This is a genomic window from Pseudomonas sp. LBUM1644 (assembly GCF_059716195.1).
Genome location: NZ_CP166812.1, coordinates 4,849,827 through 4,873,264, shown reverse-complemented (window position 1 = coordinate 4,873,264; position 23,438 = coordinate 4,849,827). Strand labels below are relative to the sequence as shown.

At 59.4% G+C, this 23,438-nt stretch carries 17 protein-coding genes and 1 riboswitch; of the genes, 15 read left to right on the top strand and 2 right to left on the bottom strand.

All coding sequences use genetic code 11. The annotated features are described in order from the left end of the window. The first annotated feature begins 374 nt into the window (after positions 1-374). The 6 genes from ACA052_RS22270 to argR all read left to right on the top strand — a co-directional run bounded on the left by ACA052_RS22270 (position 375) and on the right by argR (position 5,704). Positions 375-1,148, top strand: coding sequence for an ABC transporter substrate-binding protein (locus ACA052_RS22270; RefSeq protein WP_497646808.1), 774 nt, complete (start codon positions 375-377; stop codon positions 1,146-1,148). Positions 1,149-1,239: 91 nt separating this feature from the next. Further along, a complete protein-coding gene (locus tag ACA052_RS22265) occupies positions 1,240-1,929 on the top strand; it encodes an ABC transporter permease (protein ID WP_008154330.1) in 690 nt (229 codons plus the stop codon). Then, positions 1,926-2,624, top strand: a complete 699-nt coding sequence (locus ACA052_RS22260; protein ID WP_438661118.1) for an ABC transporter permease — start codon at positions 1,926-1,928, stop codon at positions 2,622-2,624. The genes ACA052_RS22265 and ACA052_RS22260 overlap by 4 nt, the downstream gene beginning before the upstream one ends. 1 nt (position 2,625) lies before the next feature. Beyond that, a complete protein-coding gene (locus tag ACA052_RS22255) occupies positions 2,626-3,738 on the top strand; it encodes a M14 family metallopeptidase (RefSeq protein ID WP_497646807.1) in 1,113 nt (370 codons plus the stop codon). A 27-nt stretch (positions 3,739-3,765) separates the two neighbouring features. Continuing rightward, entirely contained in the window at positions 3,766-4,530 is a 765-nt protein-coding gene (locus ACA052_RS22250; protein WP_045057453.1) for an ABC transporter ATP-binding protein, read from the top strand. A gap of 193 nt (positions 4,531-4,723) precedes the next feature. Next, positions 4,724-5,704 (top strand): transcriptional regulator ArgR, encoded by a 981-nt coding sequence (argR, locus tag ACA052_RS22245; RefSeq protein ID WP_059404900.1) that lies wholly within the window; start codon positions 4,724-4,726, stop codon positions 5,702-5,704. A gap of 8 nt (positions 5,705-5,712) precedes the next feature. Here the strand turns inward: argR and ACA052_RS22240 are convergent, their stop codons facing one another. Then, on the bottom strand, positions 5,713-10,428 hold the full coding sequence (locus ACA052_RS22240) for a dermonecrotic toxin domain-containing protein (protein WP_497646806.1): 4,716 nt from the start codon (positions 10,426-10,428) through the stop codon (positions 5,713-5,715). A 286-nt stretch (positions 10,429-10,714) separates the two neighbouring features. Between ACA052_RS22240 and ACA052_RS22235 the strand changes: the two genes are divergently transcribed. From ACA052_RS22235 to astE, 7 genes are all read left to right on the top strand, one after another. Further along, positions 10,715-11,935 carry an aspartate aminotransferase family protein gene (locus ACA052_RS22235; protein ID WP_497646805.1) on the top strand — a complete coding sequence of 407 codons (1,221 nt, stop codon included), beginning with the start codon at positions 10,715-10,717 and terminating at the stop codon, positions 11,933-11,935. A 196-nt stretch (positions 11,936-12,131) separates the two neighbouring features. Beyond that, positions 12,132-13,151 carry an arginine/ornithine succinyltransferase subunit alpha gene (aruF, locus tag ACA052_RS22230; protein ID WP_497646804.1) on the top strand — a complete coding sequence of 340 codons (1,020 nt, stop codon included), beginning with the start codon at positions 12,132-12,134 and terminating at the stop codon, positions 13,149-13,151. An 85-nt stretch (positions 13,152-13,236) separates the two neighbouring features. Continuing rightward, the gene (astA, locus tag ACA052_RS22225; protein WP_497646803.1) at positions 13,237-14,262 is read left to right on the top strand and encodes an arginine N-succinyltransferase; all 1,026 of its coding nucleotides are present in this window, start codon (positions 13,237-13,239) and stop codon (positions 14,260-14,262) included. Continuing rightward, positions 14,259-15,728 carry a succinylglutamate-semialdehyde dehydrogenase gene (astD, locus tag ACA052_RS22220; RefSeq protein ID WP_497650379.1) on the top strand — a complete coding sequence of 490 codons (1,470 nt, stop codon included), beginning with the start codon at positions 14,259-14,261 and terminating at the stop codon, positions 15,726-15,728. The genes astA and astD overlap by 4 nt, the downstream gene beginning before the upstream one ends. Positions 15,729-15,867: 139 nt before the next feature. Further along, complete coding sequence (gene astB / locus ACA052_RS22215) at positions 15,868-17,214, top strand: N-succinylarginine dihydrolase (RefSeq protein WP_497646802.1); 1,347 nt, start codon at positions 15,868-15,870, stop codon at positions 17,212-17,214. Positions 17,215-17,234: 20 nt separating this feature from the next. After that, positions 17,235-17,522 carry a hypothetical protein gene (locus tag ACA052_RS22210; protein ID WP_008033108.1) on the top strand — a complete coding sequence of 96 codons (288 nt, stop codon included), beginning with the start codon at positions 17,235-17,237 and terminating at the stop codon, positions 17,520-17,522. A 12-nt stretch (positions 17,523-17,534) separates the two neighbouring features. After that, on the top strand, positions 17,535-18,545 hold the full coding sequence (gene astE / locus ACA052_RS22205) for a succinylglutamate desuccinylase (protein WP_497646801.1): 1,011 nt from the start codon (positions 17,535-17,537) through the stop codon (positions 18,543-18,545). 131 nt (positions 18,546-18,676) lie between these two features. Here the strand turns inward: astE and ACA052_RS22200 are convergent, their stop codons facing one another. Continuing rightward, complete coding sequence (locus ACA052_RS22200; RefSeq protein WP_497646800.1) at positions 18,677-19,186, bottom strand: 6,7-dimethyl-8-ribityllumazine synthase; 510 nt, start codon at positions 19,184-19,186, stop codon at positions 18,677-18,679. Positions 19,187-19,288: 102 nt separating this feature from the next. After that, positions 19,289-19,460, bottom strand: a riboswitch (FMN riboswitch). A gap of 196 nt (positions 19,461-19,656) precedes the next feature. On the opposite strand from ACA052_RS22200, the gene ltaE reads away from it, so the two are divergent. Next, positions 19,657-20,661, top strand: a complete 1,005-nt coding sequence (gene ltaE / locus ACA052_RS22195; protein WP_497646799.1) for a low-specificity L-threonine aldolase — start codon at positions 19,657-19,659, stop codon at positions 20,659-20,661. Positions 20,662-20,807: 146 nt separating this feature from the next. Then, positions 20,808-23,432: an alanine--tRNA ligase gene (gene alaS / locus ACA052_RS22190; RefSeq protein ID WP_497646798.1), complete on the top strand. Its 2,625-nt coding sequence runs from the start codon at positions 20,808-20,810 to the stop codon at positions 23,430-23,432. Positions 23,433-23,438: the final 6 nt, after the last annotated feature.

Here is a 23,438-nt window from a genome sequence, read left to right as displayed (position 1 = left end):
CCCTATCCTCGGGCTTCTCCACGCCCTCAAAAAAATAAGAACTAACGCTGCACTTGCCGGATTAGAAGGCTTTGCCAATAATAGGCCCGCAATTTGCAGCATAGATCGGTTAACTGTCTTTTGCCTTTGCATGAATTTGCAAGGCTGTCAACGTGCCCAAACGGCTTTCTCGGTGCATCTGTAATTTGTTGTCGCATTGAAGAAATATCGGCTTCGGGCCTGTCGTTAGAATGCCGATCACTCGCTCGTCGTTGTCCGTGTTGAAAACAACACGCGATTCCTAGGACGCAGCAACCGCTTTTCCGGTTCACCCATTCGCATATTGGGCTGTTGCTCACTCTGCCGTTTTAGCCCTTTACCGATGGAGTCCCAACATGAAGAAACTCGTGCTGCTCGGCGCCCTGGCACTGTCCGTGCTGTCCTTGCCAACCTTCGCCGATGAAAAGCCTCTGAAAATTGGTATCGAAGCGGCTTACCCTCCGTTCGCCTCCAAAGCGCCGGACGGCAGCATCGTTGGTTTCGACTACGACATCGGCAACGCTCTGTGCGAACAGATGCAGGTCAAGTGCGTGTGGGTCGAGCAAGAGTTCGACGGTCTGATCCCGGCACTCAAAGTGCGCAAGATCGACGCGATCCTGTCGTCCATGTCGATCACTGAAGATCGCAAGAAGTCCGTCGACTTCACCAACAAGTACTACAACACCCCGGCGCGCCTGGTCATGAAGGCTGGCACAGTTGTCAGCGACAACCTGACCGAGCTCAAGGGCAAGAACATCGGCGTGCAACGTGGTTCGATCCACGAGCGTTTCGCCCGCGAAGTCCTGGCCCCGCTGGGTGCCGAGATCAAGCCTTACGGTTCGCAGAACGAAATCTACCTCGACGTGGCCGCCGGTCGCCTCGACGGCACCGTGGCAGACGCTACGCTGCTGGATGACGGTTTCCTGAAAACCGACGCTGGCAAAGGTTTCGCTTTCGTCGGCCCGGCCTTCACCGACGTCAAATACTTCGGTGATGGCGTGGGTATCGCGGTTCGCAAAGGCGACGCGTTGAAAGACAAGATCAACGGTGCGATCGCTGCCATTCGCGAGAACGGCAAGTACAAGCAAATCCAGGACAAGTACTTCGCCTTCGATATCTACGGCAAGTAACACGTCCGAGCGACAAGTCCGAAATGGCGCAAGCAACAGGATCACTGAGGTTTGCGCCATTTTTTCATCCCAACTTTCGAGGACCTGAATCATGTTGAAAGGCTACGGGGCTGTCATCCTCGATGGCGCATGGCTGACGCTTCAGCTCGCCTTGTCGTCCATGGTCTTGGCCATTGTTCTGGGTCTGATCGGCGTTGCGCTGCGTCTGTCCCCAATCCGCTGGCTGGCCTGGCTGGGCGACCTGTATTCCACGGTGATCCGCGGGATTCCCGACCTGGTGCTGATCCTGCTGATTTTCTACGGTGGTCAGGACCTGCTCAACCGCGTCGCACCCATGCTTGGTTTTGACGATTACATCGACCTGAACCCGTTGGCCGCCGGTATCGGCACCCTGGGCTTCATCTTCGGTGCGTACCTGTCGGAAACGTTCCGCGGCGCCTTCATGGCAATCCCGAAGGGGCAGGCAGAAGCCGGCATGGCGTACGGCATGAGCAGTTTTCAGGTGTTCTTCCGGGTGTTGGTGCCGCAGATGATTCGCCTGGCGATTCCGGGTTTCACCAATAACTGGCTGGTACTCACCAAGGCCACCGCGCTGATTTCGGTGGTGGGTCTGCAAGACATGATGTTCAAGGCCAAGCAGGCGGCAGATGCCACCCGCGAGCCTTTCACCTTCTTCCTCGCAGTGGCGGCGATGTACCTGGTGATTACCAGCGTCTCGTTGCTGGCATTGCGTCACCTTGAGAAGCGCTACTCGGTAGGCGTAAGGGCGGCTGATCTATGATCTTCGACTACAACGTCATTTGGGAGGCCCTGCCGCTGTACTTCGGCGGTCTGGTAACCACCCTCAAATTGCTCGCGCTGTCGCTGTTTTTCGGCCTGCTGTGTGCCTTGCCGCTGGGCTTGATGCGCGTCTCGAAAAACGCTGTCGTCAACATGACGGCCTGGCTCTACACCTATGTGATCCGCGGCACGCCGATGCTGGTGCAGCTATTTTTGATCTACTACGGTCTGGCGCAATTCGAAGCGGTACGTGAAAGCTTCTTGTGGCCTTGGCTGTCCAGCGCCACGTTCTGTGCGTGCCTGGCCTTCGCCATCAACACCAGCGCCTATACCGCTGAAATCATCGCCGGCAGCCTGCGCGCTACGCCGAACGGTGAGATCGAAGCCGCCAAGGCGATGGGCATGTCGCGCTACAAAATGTACAAGCGCATCCTGCTGCCATCGGCCCTGCGCCGGGCGCTGCCGCAGTACAGCAACGAAGTGATCATGATGCTGCAGACCACCAGTCTGGCGTCCATCGTGACCCTGATCGACATAACCGGTGCCGCGCGCACGGTCAACGCCCAGTTCTACTTGCCGTTCGAAGCCTACATCACGGCAGGTGTGTTCTATCTCTGCCTGACCTTCATTCTGGTGAAACTGTTCAAACTGGCCGAGCGCCGCTGGCTGGGCTATCTGGCCCCGCGGAAGCATTGATATGGAACGCATCGATCATGCATTGCCGTGGAGCCATCTGGGCAGCGAACGTCAGATTTCCGTGTTCCGCTTCGGGAGTGGCGAGCGCAAGGCCTACATTCAGGCCAGCCTGCACGCCGATGAATTACCGGGGATGCGCGTAGCCTGGGAGCTGAAAAAGCGCCTGGCCGAACTCGAAGCCCAAGGCTTGCTCAACGGCGTGATCGAACTGGTGCCAGTGGCCAATCCACTGGGCCTCGGTCAACTGCTGCAAGGCAACCATCAAGGTCGTTTCGAGGCGGGCAGCGGCAAGAACTTCAACCGGGATTTCGTCGAGCTGAGCGCGCCGGTGGCCGCCGAACTTGATGGGCATCTGGGTGATGATCCTCACGCCAATATCCGGCTCATCCGTCAGGCTATGAGCGATCATCTGGCGGCGTTGCCAGAGGCGAGCAGTCAGTTGCAAGGCATGCAGCGCATCCTGCTCAGCCATGCCTGCACCGCCGACGTCGTGCTGGATCTGCATTGCGACGCCGAAGCGGCGCTGCACATGTACGCCTTGCCGCAACACTGGCCGCAATGGCGTTCGTTGGCCGCGCACCTGGACGTGAAGGTTGGCTTGCTGGCGGAAGATTCCGGCGGCAGCTCTTTCGACGAAGCCTGTTCGTTGCCGTGGTTGCGTCTGTCGCGTCAATTCCCGGAAGCGCAGATTCCACTGGCCTGCCTGGCGACTACCATTGAACTGGGCGGTCAGGCCGATACCGGTCGCGCGGATGCCGAAGCTTACGCCGAAGGCATTCTCGCGTTCCTCGCCGAGCAAGGCTTGATCAGCGGCGAATGGCCGAAACCTGCGCAAGACGCGTGCGAGGGCATGCCGTTCGAGGGCACCGAATTGCTGTTCGCGCCGCATCCTGGCGTGATCAGTTTCCTGCGTGAACCCGGTGAGTGGATCGAAGCCGGCGACGAAATTTTCGAAGTGATCGATCCGTTATCGGATCGGGTCAGCACGGTGTGTGCTGGTACGTCCGGGGTGCTGTTTGCCATTGAGCGGCTGCGTTATGCCCAACCCGGTTTCTGGCTGGCCAAGGTGGCGGGGCGCGAAGCGCTGCGTCACGGGCGCTTGCTCAACGACTGACTGACTGTTTTTGTGAGAACCGACCGCATGTACAAACTTGAAGTCCAAGACCTGCATAAACGCTATGGCAGTCACGAAGTGCTCAAGGGCGTGTCCCTGAAAGCGGCGGCTGGCGATGTGATCAGCATCATCGGCTCCAGTGGCTCCGGCAAAAGTACCTTCCTGCGTTGCATCAACCTGCTGGAGCAGCCGCATGCGGGCAGGATTCTTCTCAACAACGAAGAGCTGAAACTGGTGGCGAACAAGGACGGCGCAATGAAAGCCGCCGACCCGAAACAGCTGCAACGCATGCGTTCGCGTCTGTCGATGGTGTTCCAGCATTTCAACCTCTGGTCGCACATGACTGCGCTGGAAAACATCATGGAAGCGCCGGTCCACGTACTCGGCATGTCCAAGGCCGAAGCCCGCGAGAAAGCCGAGCACTACCTGAACAAGGTTGGCGTGGCGCATCGTAAAGATGCTTACCCGGGCCACATGTCCGGCGGCGAACAGCAGCGCGTGGCCATTGCCCGTGCGCTGGCGATGGAACCCGAGGTGATGCTGTTCGACGAACCGACCTCGGCACTCGACCCGGAACTGGTCGGCGACGTCCTGAAAGTGATGCAGGCCCTGGCCCTCGAAGGCCGGACCATGGTCGTGGTGACACACGAAATGGGCTTCGCCCGTGAAGTGTCGAACCAGCTGGTGTTCCTGCACAAAGGTATCGTCGAAGAAAGCGGCAACCCGCGTGAGGTGCTGGTGAACCCGCAATCCGAACGCCTGCAGCAGTTCCTGTCGGGCAGCCTGAAGTAAACCGAACTCCCGTTGTGCATCCCTGTAGGCGCTGTCGAGTGAGACGAGGCTGCGATCTTTTGATTTGAACAATCAAGGTCAAAAGATCGCAGCCTCGTTACACTCGACAGCTCCTACAGGGGGACTCGCGTTCATTTTCGGGCTAGCATTGGCCCATGCCTTCATCACTGTTCTTCGTTTCGGATTGCCCACAATGACTGCCCATCGAATTGGTTTCCTGATTTGGCCCAGCACTAAAGCACTGACGCTTGCGCTGGCTGAGGAGGCCTTGCGTGTTGCCCAGCGTGTGCATCCGGACGTGGTCTACGAACTCTCGTTCTTGCAGGCCGAACCACCGGCCGAAGGCGCCTGGCAATTGCCCGGTGAGCCGTGGGCCGGCAAGCTCGAAAACTTCCAGAAACTGTTCCTGCTCGCCGATGAGCCGCCGACCAGCCTCGCACCGGCACTCAGCAGTTCGTTGAAACAACTGGTGCGAGCCGGTTGTGTGATCGGCGGTTTGTCCGCCGGTGTCTACCCATTGGCGCAACTCGGCTTGCTCGACGGTTATCGCGCTGCCGTGCATTGGCGCTGGCAGGACGATTTTGCCGAGCGCTTCCCGAAAGTCATTGCCACCAGCCATCTATTCGACTGGGATCGTGATCGCCTGACTGCGTGCGGCGGCCTGTCGGTGCTCGACTTGTTGCTGGCGGTGCTGGCCCGTGATCACGGCGCCGAACTCGCTGGCGCAGTGTCCGAAGAACTGGTGGTCGAGCGCATTCGTGAGGGCGGCGAGCGTCAACGCATTCCGCTGCAGAATCGTCTCGGTTCCAGCCACCCGAAGCTCACCCAAGCGGTATTGCTGATGGAAGCCAATATCGAAGAACCGCTGACCACCGACGAAATCGCGCAGCACGTGTGCGTGTCCCGTCGGCAGCTGGAGCGGATCTTCAAGCAATACCTCAACCGTGTGCCGAGCCAGTACTACCTGGAATTGCGCCTGAACAAGGCCCGGCAGATGTTGATGCAAACCAGCAAGTCGATCATTCAGATCGGCCTGTCCTGTGGCTTCTCCTCGGGGCCGCACTTCTCCAGCGCCTATCGCAACTTCTTCGGTGCCACGCCGCGGGAAGATCGCAACCAGCGGCGCAGCAGCAGCCCGTTCGAGTTGTCGTCGGTGCCTTCGGAGCGTGGCTGAGGGCGGCTTTATTCGTCGACTTCAGAACCGTCTGTGGAAGAAATTTCCATTTCGCCTCGGTTGATCACCTCTTCGACACCGAAATCCACGCTCGTACGTTCGTAGTAGCTGATCAGCCGTAGCAGGCTTGCCTCGGAAAACGGGTTGCCTCTGAAGCTGATGTTCTCCGTGGTGGTCGTGGGTGCTTCCAATACATCAGCGGACACTTCAGTGATCGCGTTTGTGCTCAGGTCAGCCCAATCCAGTTCTTCCAGCTCGAACAGACCCCGAGGGATCTCCGTGATGCCCGTGTCATGCAGCAGCACGGTAGCGAGTTCCTTCATTTGGCTCAGGTCGGGCGCTTGCCCCAGCGGATTGAGGCCCAGGTCCAGGTAATCGAGCTTATCCATTGTCGCTAATGCATTGGCCGATTCCGCTGACAATGTGATTCGGCAGCCTGGCAGGGACAGTGATCGCAGACGACCCATTTTGAACACTGCGCCGGGAATGTTGCTCAGGTTGAAGTCACGCAGCCTCAGGCTTTTGAGATTGGGAAAACCCTCCAGGAAACGCCCGATACGTGTCACGCCAGCGACACCTGACAGGTCCAGTGCTGACACATGACTGAAGTCGGCATTCAGGGTTGGAAGCTCTCCATTTATTTCCGAGATGACCCTGAGCTCAAAGGTGGGCTCAAGCGCATTATTGAAATCATCCAGTTCGCTTTCATGCCGCCAGCACAGTTCTACCGCCTGTTTGAACTCGTCGCGGTTTGCATGCTCGACAAGCAGCTGCTGCGCATTGAAGGGTTCGCCGGTCAGCGGGTGTTGCTGTGGCAGGTCGGCGGTCCAGGCAGACAGATCGGTACCGAGTCGGGTGTATTCCGTTTCCAGGCGGCTCAACTCGATGCGGCCGTCGTCCAGTGTGCCGGGTAACTCATAGACGAATTCGCTGGCCTGCTCGACTTCCATGTGCGGGTACAGTGCCCGGACTCGCGCGGTATCTGCTTCGGGGGCATAGACACCCAAATCGTATGAGGTTTCGAAGTACTGTTGTTTGATGAGTTGGTGCTCTTTGGCGAGCAGCGGGTTATGCGAAAGGTGTATTCCGCGTTTGTCGTACACCGCGCTGTCGAACAGCCCGGCAGGCAGCTCCGTAATTCTGTTGTTCATCAGCATGAGCGTGTCGAGCTTCGGGTGTTTCAGGCTGTTGGCGGGGACTTCGCCCAGGCCGGTGTCACTCAGGTCCAAGTGCACGAGTTCGGGCATCGAACCAATGTCGGGTACCACCTCAAAAGGATTTTTGTAGAGGTCCAGCATCACCAGTTTTTTCAGCGAAGACAGCTTTGACCAAGTGACGTCGTCAAACGTGACAGCGCAATCGTTGAGTATCAGAGCGTCGAGATTCGCCATTTTCGGTATGGCGTCGGGCAGGGTGCCCAAGGAAAAGCGACGTAAGTCGAGGCGACGAAGGTCATTGAACCGTTGCAGAAAGCCGTGGATGCCTTGCTCCGCATGAGTACCTTCAAGGGCAACCAGTGAGACGTGAGCAAAGTCGGCCGTCAGTACCGGCAGATCGCCCAGAATCGGCTCCGCAAATCGCAGTGTATATCGGTCACTGTTGTCAGGTGAGTCCAGGTCTCTGTCCGATTGTCGGCGCCAGCTGCGCTGTATTTCTTGAGCCAGCAATCGGCGACTTTGTTGGACGGCCTGCCGATCCAGATCATTAAGCGGGAGTCCGGTTTCGGGGTGGACGGTGGGGGCATTCTTCAACCAGTTTTCGAGGTCAAGATGCAATCGCTCAAGTTCGCGGGCCAGGCGAGAAAGTTCTACGCGAGCGCCATCGGGGTGGCGCTGCAAATGGGCGACAACGGACTGCAGTTCTTCGCGGGTAAGGCTGGGATAAACCTCGAGAACCCGGTCGTTGAGTGTCGGTGTGTTGGATTGAATGCGGTTGTAACCCTCCGTTCCACCGGGCAGACGCATGGTGGTTGGGTCATAGAAGGGTTTTCGCTGGGGATTTTTTGCAAACAGTTTACGCAACGCCGGTTGATCCAGTGCGTGCTCTGCAACGCGCCGCTTGAGGGCCTGCGCGTTTTCGCGGGAAAGGCCCAGTGCATGGCGATCGGCTTCCGGCAGTGCTTGCAGTAGGGCGGTGTAAAAATCACCGGGCAGTTGACTGCTCTCGTGAATCTGATAAGTGCCATCGTCGGCGCGCACCAGTGTTTTAAGCGTCGGTGAATCGGCACGGCCAACGCTGTCGCGCAGCACGCCGTCAGGTGAATAATCCCTCACCTCGATGCGCAGGGTGTCCGGCCAGCCGGGCAGTGATTCCAGACGGTGTAACGCCAGACGATGGGTATCCAGGGTTTCCAGCGCATCGGAATAAAGTCCCTCGTAGGCGCGGCTCGCCCGTACCGCTCCCATGGCTTTTTGCGCCACGTCCATGAGGCGCCGGGGCACACGTCCATTGTGCAGTTGCAGCAGTTCGGAGCCTGTTGCATTGCTGACCAGTTCTTGCGCGACATCGGTGGGTAATCCCGGCACATCGGCGATCAGTCGCTGAGCGGCTCGATTGTCTGTTGCTTCAAGTGCCCGGTAGCGAGATTCGAACAGTAACCCGCGCTGTGTCAGGGCTTGATAGTGCTCGGGGTCTGCGCTGCCGATCTGTTCGCTGAGTGTCTGGATGTCCCGATCGATCTTGAAACGCTTGATCACGTCGGTCAGCAGTGACGGTGGGGGCAGGTTATCGACATGCATCTCGCGCAAGACGTTGTCGTGATAGCCGCTGATGCGCAGGATTTGCTCGCGCTCGACCGCATTGAATGACTCGACGCTATGGCCGATTCGACGCATGACGGTGTCCCGATCCCAGGTTAGCGGTCGCTCCAGCATGGTCTGCCAGGCGCCGTGGCCGTTGTGGCGCAGAGGCGGCTGATAAGCCTCGGCGCGCTCGGGATGCTGGATCTCGAATTGCCCGGTCTGGCTGTTGCGTTCTACGGCATAGCGCTTGCCTTCAATGGGCAGCAGTTTTTTGCCCTCATGCCGGTACAGACCGAGAAGGTCGGGTTTGGCCGTTGTAGGCAGGTTGGCGGAGTGCTCGTAGGGTGAAAGGTCCGGTTTCCAGTAGCGGGTTTTGCGGCCGGATGCCTTGACCGGGGTGAACCGGGCGAAAAACGCCAGCGTGTCCTCGGACAGCAAAGGCTTGAGTTCTCCAACGGCAATCATGCCTCCAACGACGAATGTCCCCAGTTGGACGGCCGACTCAACGACGCCCATCAAGTGCCCGAACGCTTCCTTTCTCAAGCCCTCGGCCCAGTCCACGATGCCTTCGAAGGTTTCGTCGAGTGCCTGGTAGGCCATGTAGGCCAGCATCAGCTCTCCCAAAAACGGTACAAAGGGCAGGGCCACGAACGCCGCCACTTCAAGGATTGTCGACGCGACTTTGCTGAAGGTGTCCCACAGCGCCCATCGTGCGTTTTGGTCGGCGCGCGCGGTGGAGACCGCGAGCGCGCTGGCGTCATTGAGGATTTTGTCCAGCTGTCGTTGATACAGGTGGTTCCACACACCCGCTATGAACGGGGTCATTGAAAATCTCAGGCTGGGCCTGTCGATGGGCGTCTCGCGCCAGCTCGGCAACGGGTCGCCCTGCATGTGTTGGTGCCAGGTCACAGCCTGCAAGCGGCGGTTGAGGTCGGCGAAAAAATGCCCGCGTTCCTGATGGTCAACGAACCGACTGAAGAATGTTTGATAGGCGGGCGAACGCAGCTTGCGGGTCAGCTCGGTCATGAACGCCAAGGTGTCCGGGTACTGCTTGAGCGGATGCTCCGGATCATCGGGGATGTAGGCGATGATCGGTGTGGGCTTGCTGGCGCGGCTAGCGTTGGTACCGAAAATGACAATGCCGGTCAGCGACGAAGACATCATTGTCAGGTCGTGGCAGTGGAGCCGCGCACCGTCCAGGGGAACGTCCGGTAGTCCTTCCAGTAATCGGTAAATCGAGTTGTAGGCGTTGTCATCAATGTCCCGTCGCGCGTGGCTCAGTCGCATCGCAGACTTGAAGGCGGCTTTGTGCGTTCGGAGCACATCCGGCTTCAGAACGGCGGCCACTACCCGGTTGGTCAGCCCCAGATTGTCTTTGAGATAGACGTTGTACTGGCCACCAATGTCCAACTCGCGGCACAAACGGACAAAACCCTGAATCGTTATTTTTCGGGAGACTGCCGGCAGCGTATCGAACTGGCCATTGGGCGACGGTTCGGTGATGAAGGTCGAATCGCGCTCGTAAGCCTGTGACTCGGCCTCCGATGCCTGAAAGTTGTGCAGCGCGGCATCCAGCAGTGACACCGTCCATGTCCGCGCGGCGCCGGACTTGATCGGGAATAAGGGAATGGATTGGGGGATGTATAGACGCAGGAAAGTGGTCTTGACGTCCAGGTCCAGGCCGAAGCGGCTTTTCAGCGCCTCACTCAAGAGCGGTTCGGCGAAGTCCCGGGCGTTCTGCAGTTTATCGAGCCTTGCCTCCAGGCGATTACGCTGGGTCCAGTGGTCCTCGCTGGCGGTTTTCAGTGCCAGCTGTTGTTGGCGGGTGGCTGTGGCATGCCAGTCCGGTACTTCCAACACAGCGCTTTTCAGTGCGCTGCGCGTAGCGGGCGATGCTTTCAAGACCCAGGCGGGCAGATTGTTGGACGCATGCTGGTAGTGAGCGTCTGGCTGAGCAATTAGCTCGGATTCATGTTTCGTCATTGCGCTAGTCCCTTAGCGTTTGGATGGAAGCCAAGGAAAACAAAGGACGAAGGTCGGTGTGCGGTACATATTTACCGCACTTCTCGACGAGCCTGCCTATAACCTGTGCCGCCAGTTAAACTGCGCCTTTGCGACCCTATATGTCGCATTGCCGTAAACCCGGCTGAAACCGGGGTTTGCGCTATAAGAAGTTGTCGCTTGGCGGCAAGGCCGGGCTGAAAACTGTCCTTACAATCCCCCCATCGCTCGCCAGTTTCAGGCGGGTGTTCCTCTTCAGGAGACTCCGATGTCCGTTGAGCACGCTGCGGTAGAACGCGCCGATTTCGACCAGGTAATGGTTCCCAACTATGCGCCTGCCGCATTCATTCCTGTGCGTGGCGCCGGTTCCCGCGTTTGGGACCAGTCTGGCCGCGAGCTGATTGACTTCGCCGGCGGCATTGCCGTTAACGTATTGGGCCATGCGCACCCGGCGCTGGTCGGTGCCTTGACCGAACAGGCGAACAAGCTGTGGCACGTGTCGAACGTGTTCACCAATGAGCCGGCCCTGCGCCTGGCGCATAAGCTGATCGATGCGACGTTTGCCGAGCGTGCGTTCTTCTGCAACTCCGGCGCCGAAGCCAACGAGGCCGCCTTCAAGCTGGCCCGTCGTGTCGGCTTCGATCGGTTTGGCAGCGAGAAGTACGAAATCATCGCCGCCCTGAACAGCTTCCACGGCCGCACCCTGTTCACCGTGAACGTCGGTGGCCAGTCGAAATACTCCGACGGCTTCGGTCCGAAAATCACCGGTATCACTCACGTACCGTTCAATGATCTGGCTGCGCTGAAAGCCGCCATTTCCGACAAGACCTGCGCTGTGGTGCTGGAGCCGATCCAGGGCGAGAGCGGTGTTATCCCGGCCGAACTTGAATACCTGCAAGGCGCCCGTGAACTGTGCACCGCGCACAACGCGCTGCTGATTTTCGACGAAGTGCAAACCGGCATGGGCCGCAGCGGCAAGCTGTTCGCTTACCAGCATTACGGCGTGACCCCGGACATCCTGACCAGCGCCAAGAGCCTGGGCGGCGGTTTCCCGATCGCGGCTATGCTGACCACCGAAGACCTGGCCAAACACCTGGTTGTCGGCACCCACGGCACCACGTATGGCGGCAACCCGCTGGCGTGCGCTGTCGCTGAAGCCGTGATCGACGTGGTCAATACCCCTGAAGTGCTGGCCGGCGTCAACGCCAAGCACGACAAGTTCAAGGCGCGCCTGGAGCAGATCGGCGAGAAATACGGCCTGTTCACCCAGGTCCGTGGCCTGGGCCTGTTGATCGGTTGCGTACTGAGCGATGCCTGGAAAGGCAAAGCCAAGGACATCTTCAACGCCGCTGAAAAAGAAGGCCTGATGATTCTGCAAGCCGGCCCGGACGTGGTGCGTTTCGCGCCAAGCCTGGTCGTTGAAGACGCCGATATCGATGCCGGCCTGGATCGTTTCGAGCGTGCTGCAGCGAAATTGACGCAAGCCTGATAGCCCCTTCGACGCCTGACCATTCAGGCGTCGAACCCAATTTTTATGCCAGCCCCGCTTTACTGTAGGAGCGAGCTTGCTCGCGATGGTGTGTCAGTCGACATCAATGTGGCTGACACACCATCGCGAGCAAGCTCGCTCCTACAAGGGGCCGGCTTATTTTCCTCAAAGAGTTTTACGAGAAAGGAGTGACACCATGCTGGTGATGCGCCCCGCGCAAATGGCTGATCTGGGCGAGGTACAGCGTCTGGCTGCGGACAGCCCGATTGGTGTCACTTCCTTGCCGGATGACGTTGAACGCCTGAGCGACAAGATTGCCGCGTCTGAAGCCTCGTTCGCCGCTGAAGTCAGCTTCAACGGTGAAGAGAGTTATTTCTTCGTCCTCGAAGACACTGCCACCGGCAAACTGGTCGGTTGCTCGGCGATCGTTGCCTCGGCTGGTTACTCGGAGCCGTTCTACAGTTTTCGCAATGAAACCTTCGTCCACGCTTCCCGCGAGCTGAAGATTCATAACAAGATCCACGTGCTCTCCCAGTGCCACGACCTGACCGGCAACAGCTTGCTGACCAGTTTCTACGTGCAACGCGAGTTGGTCGGTTCGCCTTGGGCGGAACTCAACTCCCGTGGGCGCCTGCTGTTCGTGGCCAGCCATCCGGAGCGTTTTGCCGATTCCGTGGTGACTGAGATCGTCGGCTACAGCGACGAAAATGGCGATTCACCGTTCTGGGATGCCATCGGTCGCAACTTCTTCGACCTCAACTACGCCGAAGCCGAACGTTTGTGCGGCTTGAAGAGCCGGACCTTCCTCGCCGAGCTGATGCCGCATTACCCGATTTACGTGCCACTGCTGCCGGACACCGCTCAAGAAGCGATGGGCCAGGTGCACCCCCGGGCGCAGATCACTTTCGACATCCTGATGCGCGAAGGCTTCGAGACCGATCACTACATCGATATTTTCGACGGCGGCCCAACCTTGCACGCGCGCGTCTCGGGGATCCGATCGATTGCCCAGAGCCGTGTGGTGCCGGTGAAAATCGGTGAGCCAGTCAAAGGTGTCGGTCGTCAGTACCTGGTGGCCAATGCGCAGTTGCAGGATTACCGCGCGGTATTGCTCGAGCTCGATTACGCGCCGGGCAAACCCGTGACCCTGGATCTGGAAACGGCCGAAGCCCTGGGCGTCGGTGAAGGTGCCAGCGTGCGCCTGGTAGCGGTTTGACGCCTGCGTTAGATCGCTAGAGAGCATTACCTGGAAAGCAGCGAAGTTTCGCGGGTGGCGTTGGCGGCCCGTTTGAGGAGATAGCATGATCGTTCGTCCCGTACGCAGCAGCGATTTACCCGCTCTGATCGACCTGGCCCGCAGCACCGGCACCGGCCTGACCACCTTGCCGGCCAATGAAGAGCGTCTGGCCCATCGGGTCGGTTGGGCCGAGAAGACCTTTCGCGGCGAAGCCGGGCGGGGCGATGCGGACTACCTGTTCGTGCTCGAAGATGATGACGGTCGTGTGGTGGGCATTTCCGCCATTGCTGGCGCTGTTGGCCTGCGTGAGCCGTGGTACAACTTCCGGGTCGGCCTGACCGTCAGCGCTTCGCAAGAGCTGAACATCTATCGCGAAATTCCGACGCTGTTCCTGGCCAACGACCTGACCGGAAACTCTGAACTGTGCTCGCTGTTCCTGCACGCCGATTACCGCACGGGCCTCAACGGCCGCATGCTGGCCAAGGCGCGGATGCTGTTCATCGCCGAGTTCCCGCAGCTGTTCGGCAACAAGATCATCGCCGAGATGCGCGGTGTGTCCGACGAAGCCGGGCGTTCGCCGTTCTGGGAGAGCCTCGGTCGGCACTTCTTCAAAATGGAATTCAGCCAGGCCGATTACCTGACGGGCGTAGGTAACAAGGCGTTCATCGCCGAGTTGATGCCGAAATTCCCGCTGTATACCTGCTTCCTGTCGCCGGACGCACGCAACGTCATTGGCCAGGTTCACCCGGACACCGAGCCCGCACTGGCCATGCTCAAGAGCGAAGGCTTCAGCTACCAAGGCTATGTCGACATCTTCGACGCCGGCCCTGCCGTGGAATGCGAAACCGGCAAGATCCGCGCGGTTCGCGACAGCCAGGCGCTGGTGCTGGCCATCGGCACACCGGGTGACGACGCTACGCCATTCCTGATTCACAACCGCAAGCGCGAAGACTGCCGGATGACTGCCGCGCCAGCACGCTTCGCCGCCGGCACGCTGGTGGTTGATCCACTGACCGCCAAACGCCTTCAACTCAACGCCGGCGATCAAGTACGCGCCGTTCCGTTGTCTGCTGCTCGGGAGTCGAAATAATGAATTCGCTATACATCGCAGGTGAATGGCTGGCCGGTCAGGGCGAAGCGTTCCAGTCGCTGAACCCGGTCACCCAGCAAGTAGTGTGGGCCGGTGAGGGCGCCACTGCCGCTCAGGTTGAATCCGCCGTGCAAGCCGCGCGTCAGGCATTCCCGGGCTGGGCCCGTCGCACCCTGGAAGAGCGCATCACCGTGCTGGAGGCTTTTGCCGCCGCGCTGAAAAATCACGCTGACGAACTGGCTCGTACCATCGGTGAAGAAACCGGCAAGCCACTGTGGGAAGCCGCGACTGAAGTGACCAGCATGGTCAACAAGATTGCGATCTCGGTGCAAAGCTACCGCGAACGCACGGGCGAGAAGAGCGGCCCATTGGGCGACGCCACCGCCGTGCTGCGCCACAAGCCGCACGGAGTGGTCGCGGTATTCGGCCCCTACAACTTCCCTGGTCACCTGCCGAACGGTCACATCGTTCCGGCACTGCTGGCCGGCAACAGTGTGCTGTTCAAACCAAGCGAACTGACCCCGAAAGTCGCCGAGTTGACGGTCAAGTGCTGGATCGAAGCCGGTTTGCCGGCTGGCGTATTGAATCTGCTGCAAGGCGCTCGCGAAACCGGTATCGCCCTGGCGGCGAACCCGGGCATCGACGGCTTGTTCTTTACCGGTTCCAGCCGCACCGGCAATCATCTGCACCAGCAATTCGCCGGTCGCCCGGACAAGATCCTCGCCCTGGAAATGGGCGGTAACAACCCGCTGGTAGTGGATCAGGTCGCAGACCTTGATGCTGCCGTTTACACCATCATCCAGTCGGCGTTCATTTCTGCTGGCCAGCGTTGCACTTGCGCGCGCCGCTTGCTGGTGCCGCAAGGTGCCTGGGGCGATACGCTACTGGCGCGCCTGGTAGCGGTCAGCTCGACGATTGAAGTCGGTGCCTTCGACCAACAACCGGCGCCGTTCATGGGCTCGGTGATTTCCCTCGGCGCTGCGAAAGCCTTGATGGACGCACAAGAGCATTTGCTGGCCAACGGCGCGGTCGCGCTGCTGGAAATGACTCAGCCTCAGGCGCAAGCCGCGTTGCTGACGCCAGGCATTCTGGACGTGACGGCCGTAGCCGATCGTCCTGACGAAGAGCTGTTCGGTCCACTGCTGCAAGTGATCCGCTACGCTGATTTTGAAGCGGCCATCGCGGAAGCCAACGATACCGACTATGGCCTGGCAGCAGGTTTGCTGTCGGACTCGGAAGCGCGATATCAGCAGTTCTGGCTGGAAAGCCGTGCCGGTATCGTCAACTGGAACAAGCAGCTGACCGGTGCTGCGAGCAGCGCGCCCTTCGGCGGCGTCGGTGCCTCGGGCAACCATCGCGCCAGCGCTTACTACGCCGCAGATTATTGCGCGTACCCGGTGGCCTCGCTGGAAACCCCGAGCCTGACCTTGCCAGCGACCCTGACGCCCGGCGTGCGGATGTCGTAAGACCGCTTTCGCGAGCAAGCTTCGCTCCTACAGGATTGTGCAAAACCTGTAGGAGCGAGGCTTGCCCGCGAAGGCCGCGACGCGGTCTCAAAGATAGTTACTGAAGCCTATAACAACAGATTCTCGTGGAGCCTCGCTGATGAAATCCTATGAAGTCAATTTTGACGGTCTAGTGGGGCCGACCCATAACTACGGCGGCCTGTCCTACGGCAACGTCGCGTCCCAGAGCAACAGCCAGCAATCTTCGAACCCGAAAGAAGCCGCGCTGCAAGGTCTGGCGAAAATGAAAGCGCTGATGGAAATGGGCTTTCAGCAAGGCGTTCTCGCCCCACAGGAACGTCCTGACGTGGCCGCACTGCGTCGCTTGGGTTTCAGCGGCACCGACGCCCAAGTCATCGAACAAGCCGCCAAAGACGCCATGCCGTTGCTGGTTGCCAGTTGCTCGGCGTCGAGCATGTGGGTAGCCAACGCCGCCACGGTCAGCCCGAGCGCCGACACCGCCGACGGTCGCGTGCATTTCACCGCCGCCAACCTCAACTGCAAATACCACCGCAGCATCGAACACCCGACCACCAGCCGCGTGCTGGGGGCGATGTTCGCTGATCAGAAGCACTTCGCGCACCACGCCGCTTTGCCGGCTGTCGCGCAGTTCGGTGACGAAGGCGCGGCCAACCACACCCGGTTCTGCCGTGAATACGGTGAAGCCGGCGTCGAGTTCTTCGTGTTCGGCCGCAGTGCGTTCGACACCCGTTACCCGGCGCCGCAGAAATACCCGGCGCGCCAAACCCTCGAAGCCTCGCAAGCGGTTGCGCGCCTGCATGGCTTGAGCGATGACGGCGTGGTCTACGCTCAGCAGAACCCGTCGGTGATCGATCAGGGCGTGTTCCACAACGACGTGATCGCGGTGGGTAACGGTGAGGTGCTGTTCTATCACGAGGACGCGTTCCTCGACACCGAGCAGATGCTGGCCGAACTGCAAGGCAAGCTCGCCAAAGTGGGCGGGAAATTTCAGTCGGTGTGCGTACCTCGTTCGGCGGTCACCGTCGAAGACGCCGTTCGTTCCTACCTGTTCAATAGTCAGTTGCTGACTCGTCCTGACGGTTCGATGCTGTTGATCGTGCCGGAAGAGTGCCGTGGCAACGAGCGTGTCTGGCAGTACCTGCAAGGCCTGACCAGCTCTGGCGGCCTGATTCAAGAGGTCAAGGTTTTCGATCTGAAACAAAGCATGCAGAACGGCGGTGGCCCGGCTTGCCTGCGCTTGCGTGTCGCGCTGAATGAAACCGAACTGGCGGCCGTCAACCCAGGCGTTATCATGACGGCTCCGTTGTACGGCACGCTGACCGAATGGGTCGACAAGCACTACCGCGACCGCATGACCGAAAACGATCTCGCGGACCCGCAATTGCTGCTTGAGTGCCGGACGGCACTGGATGAACTGACGCAAATCCTTAAACTGGGCGCGGTTTATCCCTTCCAGATCAATTGAACGTCGAGAGCGTAAAAAACATGAGCGATACCCTGCAGCTGATCCTTGAAGACACTGACGGCACGCAACTGGAAACTTCCTGCACCCGCGTCGCGGTCATTTGGCAAGGCAAAGAGCTGTGGATTCAGCATGACGGCCGCGGCCAACTGCTGATCGGCGTGGACGTCGAAGAAGGTGACGCTGAATACGCAAACCTGCTGCTGCGCCCATTGGCAACTAATCTGGTAAGTCTGCAACTGGAAATGGAACCGGCTGAAGTCGGTGACGAAGACCACGTGCACGGCCCGGATTGCGCACACGACCACTAAGGAAACCGCGCTATGCTCGCCCTCGGCAAACTGCTTGAACTGACCCTCGCCGGCCGCGAACCGGCGGAGAAGACTCAACTGACTGTCGAAGGCGTGCGCATGCGCTGGTTGAGCGAAGGTGCGCTGGAAGTCCGGCCACCTGAAGCTCGCGACAACGGCCTGGACCTGCTGCTGTCGGCCGGTATCCATGGTAACGAAACAGCGCCGATCGAGTTGCTCGACCGCCTGTTGCATGACATTGCCCGCGGAGATTTGAAGCCGCGTGCCCGTATTCTGTTCCTGTTCGGCAACCCCGAAGCGATTCGCAAAGGCGAGCGTTTCGTCGAGCAGGACGTCAATCGACTGTTCAATGGCCGTCACGAACAAACCAGCGGTTCAGAAGCCCTTCGCGCCTGTGAGCTGGAGCGGCTGGCGGCCAGTTTCTTCAGCCTGCCGGATCGCGAGCGTCTGCACTACGACTTGCACACGGCGATTCGTGGTTCAAAAATCGAGCAGTTCGCGCTGTATCCCTGGAAAGAAGGCCGTCAGCATTCCCGTCAGGAGTTGGCCCGCCTGCGCGCGGCCGGGATGGAAGCGGTGCTGTTGCAGAACAAACCGTCCATCGTTTTCAGCTCCTACACCTACGACAAACTGGGTGCCGAATCTTTTACCCTGGAGCTGGGCAAGGCACGGCCGTTCGGGCAGAACGCCGGGGTCAATGTCGAACGGCTGGAAACCCGCCTGAAGCAGATTATCGAAGGCAACGAGCCGGCCGTCACCGAAGCGGCGCTGGACGGTTTGCAGTTGTTCAGCGTGGCGCGGGAAATCATCAAGCACAGCGATAGCTTCCATCTGAACTTGCCAGCGGACATCGAGAACTTTTCGGAGTTGGAAGTGGGTTATCTGCTGGCCGAAGACATCGCCCAGACCCGCTGGATAATTGAGGAGAAGGGCACCCGGATCATTTTCCCGAACCCCAAGGTGAAGAATGGCCTGCGTGCCGGCATCCTGATCGTGCCGACCACTGACGAAAACCTCGCCTAACAAACGCCACCCCTGTAGGAGCTGCCGAAGGCTGCGATCTTTTGATCTTATTTAAAATCAAAAGATCGCAGCCTCGTTTCACTCGACAGCTCCTACAAGCGCCTACAAGCGCCTACAAGCTCAGGCTTGAATCAGACCGCTACTGCGCGGTGTTCATTACGGCGCAACGCCCGCATCTTGTGCAGCGTATCCGCGCAAGTCTTCGCCGCTTCCTGGCCCTTATGCACAAAGTGCTCGAAGAAAAATTTCTGATGCTCTTCGCCGGCATGGAAGTGGTGCGGGGTCAACACCACCGAGAAGACGGGCACTTCGGTTTCCAGTTGAACCTGCATCAGGCCGCTGATCACCGACTGGGCAACGAATTCGTGGCGATAGATGCCGCCGTCAACCACCAGGCCTGCGGCAACGATACCGGCATAACGACCGGACTTGGCCAGCAGCTTGGCGTGTAGCGGGATTTCAAAGGCGCCGCCGACTTCAAAGAAATCGATCTCCGATTCCTGATAGCCCTGAGCGATCATTTCGGCGACGAAGCCCTTACGGCTCTGATCGACGATTTCCTTGTGCCAGCAAGCCTGGATGAACGCAACGCGTTCGCCCTGATGGTTTTTGCTTTTGCTATCGATTGCGGTGGGTTGCATGTTCTGATTCCTGTTTATGTAAAAAACAGGGCTTATGAATCGAATGGGATTTAAGGGTGCGCACGCTCGCACGAATGCCTGCGGACGGCCCTTTGGCGCCAATCCCGTTCTCTCTTCATCCGGACTATGACCGTCGGCCCCGGGATCACACCGGGTCTGCTGACCTTGCCGCCGGACACTACCAAAGTCGAGTCTGACGCCAAGCGCTCGCGGGCTATGCGCGTTGCGCGCAATTACCGCCGGTGGGGAGTTGCACCCCGCCCTGAGAACGTTTTGCCGACAGATTGTCTGGCGGCGCAGCGTTTTTACCACATATTTCCGAGCTGTGCATCGCTGCTATCTGATGATTGCCATCGACTTTTTCGCTGGCTTGGGATGCCTTTTGCGACCCAAGGGTTGATTATTCGTCGTCATGACCGCAGTAATTCCTTCTTGAAAGGGATTTTCCCCTGCTTACCGAGGCCAGATTCATGAGCGTTATCGATCTTCGCAGCGACACTGTCACCCAACCGTCCGCCGGGATGCTCGACGCAATGGCCACAGCGGCCACCGGTGACGACGTTTACGGCGAGGATCCAACGGTCAACCATCTGGAAGCTGAACTGGCAAAACGACTGGGTTTTGCTGCCGCGCTCTTCGTCCCGACGGGCACCATGAGCAACCTGCTGGGCCTGATGGCCCACTGCGAACGCGGTGACGAGTACATCGTCGGTCAACAGGCCCACACCTATAAGTACGAAGGCGGCGGTGCGGCAGTGCTCGGTTCAATTCAGCCACAGCCACTGGAGGTGCAGGCCGATGGTTCGCTGGACCTGGCGCACGTCGCCGCTGCGATCAAACCGGACGACTTCCACTTCGCGCGTACCCGTTTGCTGGCGTTGGAAAACACCATGCAGGGCAAGGTCCTGCCATTGGATTACCTGGCCAAGGCACGCAGTTTTACCCGCGAGCATGGGCTGCAACTGCACCTGGACGGCGCGCGGCTGTACAACGCTGCCGTTAAACTGGGTGTTGATGCCCGGGAAATAACCCGGTATTTCGATTCCGTTTCGGTCTGCTTGTCCAAAGGCCTGGGCGCCCCCGTCGGTTCGGTGCTGTGTGGTTCGGCCGAGTTGATCGGCAAGGCAAGACGCCTGCGCAAAATGGTCGGCGGCGGCATGCGTCAGGTCGGCATTCTGGCGGCAGCAGGTCTGTATGCCCTGGATAACAACGTCCAGCGGCTGGCCGATGACCACGCCAATGCCCAGCTTCTGGCTGAAGGCTTGCGCGCGGCGGGCTATGAAGTCGAACCTGTACAGACCAACATGGTTTACGTGGCGATGGGCGATAAGGCCGACGCTATCAAGGCCTTCGCCGCTGAGCGGGGGATCAAGCTGAGCGCTGCCGCACGCCTGCGGATGGTCACGCATATGGACGTCAGCCGCGCGCAAATCGAGCAAGTCGTCGCGACATTCGTCGAGTTTTCTCGTAACTGATAGCGTTAGCGGTCCAATTGACCGTTTCTATCGTATAAACACGCTGTACCCCGCGCGCAGGGCCGATATAATGCGGCCCTTTGCCGTCGCTTCGTCTGTTGACGTTTCGCACAGGCCTTTGGCCGCAGCCTCCGTGGAAGAACCTAATGAAAAGCGCAGAAATCCGTGAAGCCTTCCTTCGCTTCTTCGAAGAGCAAGGCCACACCCGTGTAGCCTCCAGCTCTTTGATTCCGGGCAACGACCCAACCCTGCTGTTCACTAACGCGGGGATGAACCAATTCAAGGACTGTTTCCTGGGCCAGGAAAAGCGCGCGTACACCCGCGCTGTCAGCAGCCAGAAATGCGTGCGGGCTGGCGGTAAGCACAACGACCTGGAAAACGTCGGTTATACCGCTCGTCACCACACTTTCTTCGAAATGCTGGGTAACTTCAGCTTCGGTGACTACTTCAAGCGTGACGCGATCACCTACGCCTGGAACTTCCTGACCTCCGAGCAGTGGTTGAACCTGCCGAAGGAAAAGCTCTGGGTCACCGTCTACGCCAGCGATGACGAGGCGTACGACATCTGGACCAAGGAGATCGGGGTTCCGGCCGAGCGCATGGTTCGCATCGGCGACAACAAGGGCGCGCCATACGCCTCCGACAACTTCTGGACCATGGGCGATACCGGCCCGTGCGGTCCTTGCACCGAGATTTTCTACGATCACGGCGCCGACATCTGGGGCGGCCCACCGGGCTCGCCGGAAGAAGACGGCGATCGTTACATCGAAATCTGGAACAACGTATTCATGCAGTTCAACCGCACCGCCGATGGCGTGTTGCACCCGTTGCCAGCACCGTCGGTCGACACCGGCATGGGCCTGGAGCGGATCAGTGCCGTGCTGCAGCACGTTCACTCGAACTATGAAATCGACCTGTTCCAGAGCCTGCTGAACGCAGCGGCCAAGGCCATCGGTTGCACCAACGACGCACAGGCGTCGCTGAAAGTCGTGGCTGACCACATTCGTTCGTGCGGCTTCCTGATTGCCGACGGCGTGCTGCCGTCCAACGAAGGTCGTGGCTACGTGCTGCGCCGGATCATTCGTCGCGCCTGCCGTCACGGCAACAAACTGGGCGCCAAGGGCAGCTTCTTCTACCAGATCGTTGCGGCCCTGGTCGCCGAGATGGGCGAAGCGTTCCCTGAGCTGAAATCCCAACAGGCGCACATCGAGCGCGTCCTGAAAGCTGAGGAAGAGCAGTTCTCCAAAACCTTGGAGCACGGCCTGAAAATTCTCGAGCAGGATCTGTCCGAGCTCAAAGGTGACGTGGTTCCGGGCGACGTGGTGTTCAAACTCTACGACACCTACGGTTTCCCGATGGACCTGACCGGCGACATCGCTCGCGAGCGCAGCCTGTCCATCGACGAAGAAGGCTTCGAACGCGAAATGGAAGCCCAGCGCGTCCGTGCCCGTTCCGCCAGCTCTTTCGGCATGGACTACAACAGCCTGGTCAAGGTTGATGTCGCCACGGAATTTACCGGTTACAAAGCTACCAGCGGTTCGGCGAAAGTCGTTGCTCTCTATAAAGAAGGGCAGTCGGTAGACGTACTCAGCGAAGGCGAAGAGGGCGTTGTCGTTCTGAATCAGACACCGTTCTACGCGGAATCCGGTGGTCAGATTGGCGACTGCGGCTATCTGCAGGCCGGCAACAGCCGTTTCGACGTGCGCGACACCACCAAGACTGGCGGCGCGTTCCTGCACCACGGTGTGTTGGCCTCGGGCAGCCTGATCGTTGGTGCGCCGGTTGAAGCTCACGTCGAAGCCGATGTGCGTCACGCGACTTCGCTTAACCACTCGGCGACTCACTTGCTGCACGCCGCATTGCGTCAGGTGCTGGGTGAACACGTTCAGCAGAAAGGCTCGTTGGTCGACAGTCAGCGCCTGCGCTTTGACTTCAGCCACTTCGAAGCCATCAAGCCTGAGCAATTGAAGGCACTGGAAGACATCGTCAACGCCGAGATTCGCAAGAACTCCGCCGTTGAAACCGAAGAAACCGACATCGAGACCGCCAAGCAAAAAGGCGCCATGGCGCTGTTCGGCGAGAAATATGGCGATAACGTGCGCGTGCTGAGCATGGGCGGTGATTTCTCCGTCGAACTGTGCGGCGGTATTCACGCCAACCGTACCGGCGACATCGGCCTGCTGAAAATCATCAGCGAAGGCGGTGTGGCTTCCGGCGTACGTCGTATCGAAGCGGTCACAGGGGCTGCGGCATTAGCCTACTTGAACGCTGCCGAAGAACAACTCAAGGAAGCGGCCAATCTGGTCAAGGGCAGCCGCGATAACCTGATCGACAAGCTGTCGGCTGTGCTGGAGCGCAACCGTCTGCTGGAGAAGCAACTCGAGCAGTTGCAGGCCAAGGCAGCCAGTGCAGCGGGCGACGATCTGTCGGCTTCCGCTCTGGATGTCAAAGGTGTGAAAGTGCTGGCCGTGCGTCTGGACGGTCAGGATGGCAAGGCGCTGCTGGCGCTGGTCGATCAACTGAAAAACAAACTCGGTCGCGCAGTGATCCTGCTCGGCAGTGTCCATGAGGAAAAGGTCGTTCTGGTTGCAGGCGTAACCAAAGACCTGACTGGCCAACTCAAAGCCGGTGATTTGATGAAGCAAGCCGCTGCGGCAGTGGGCGGGAAGGGCGGTGGTCGTCCAGACATGGCGCAAGGCGGCGGTACCGACGCTGGCGCACTGGATGCCGCATTGGCCCTGACCGTTCCATTTGTAGAGCAGGGTCTATAAGGCAGT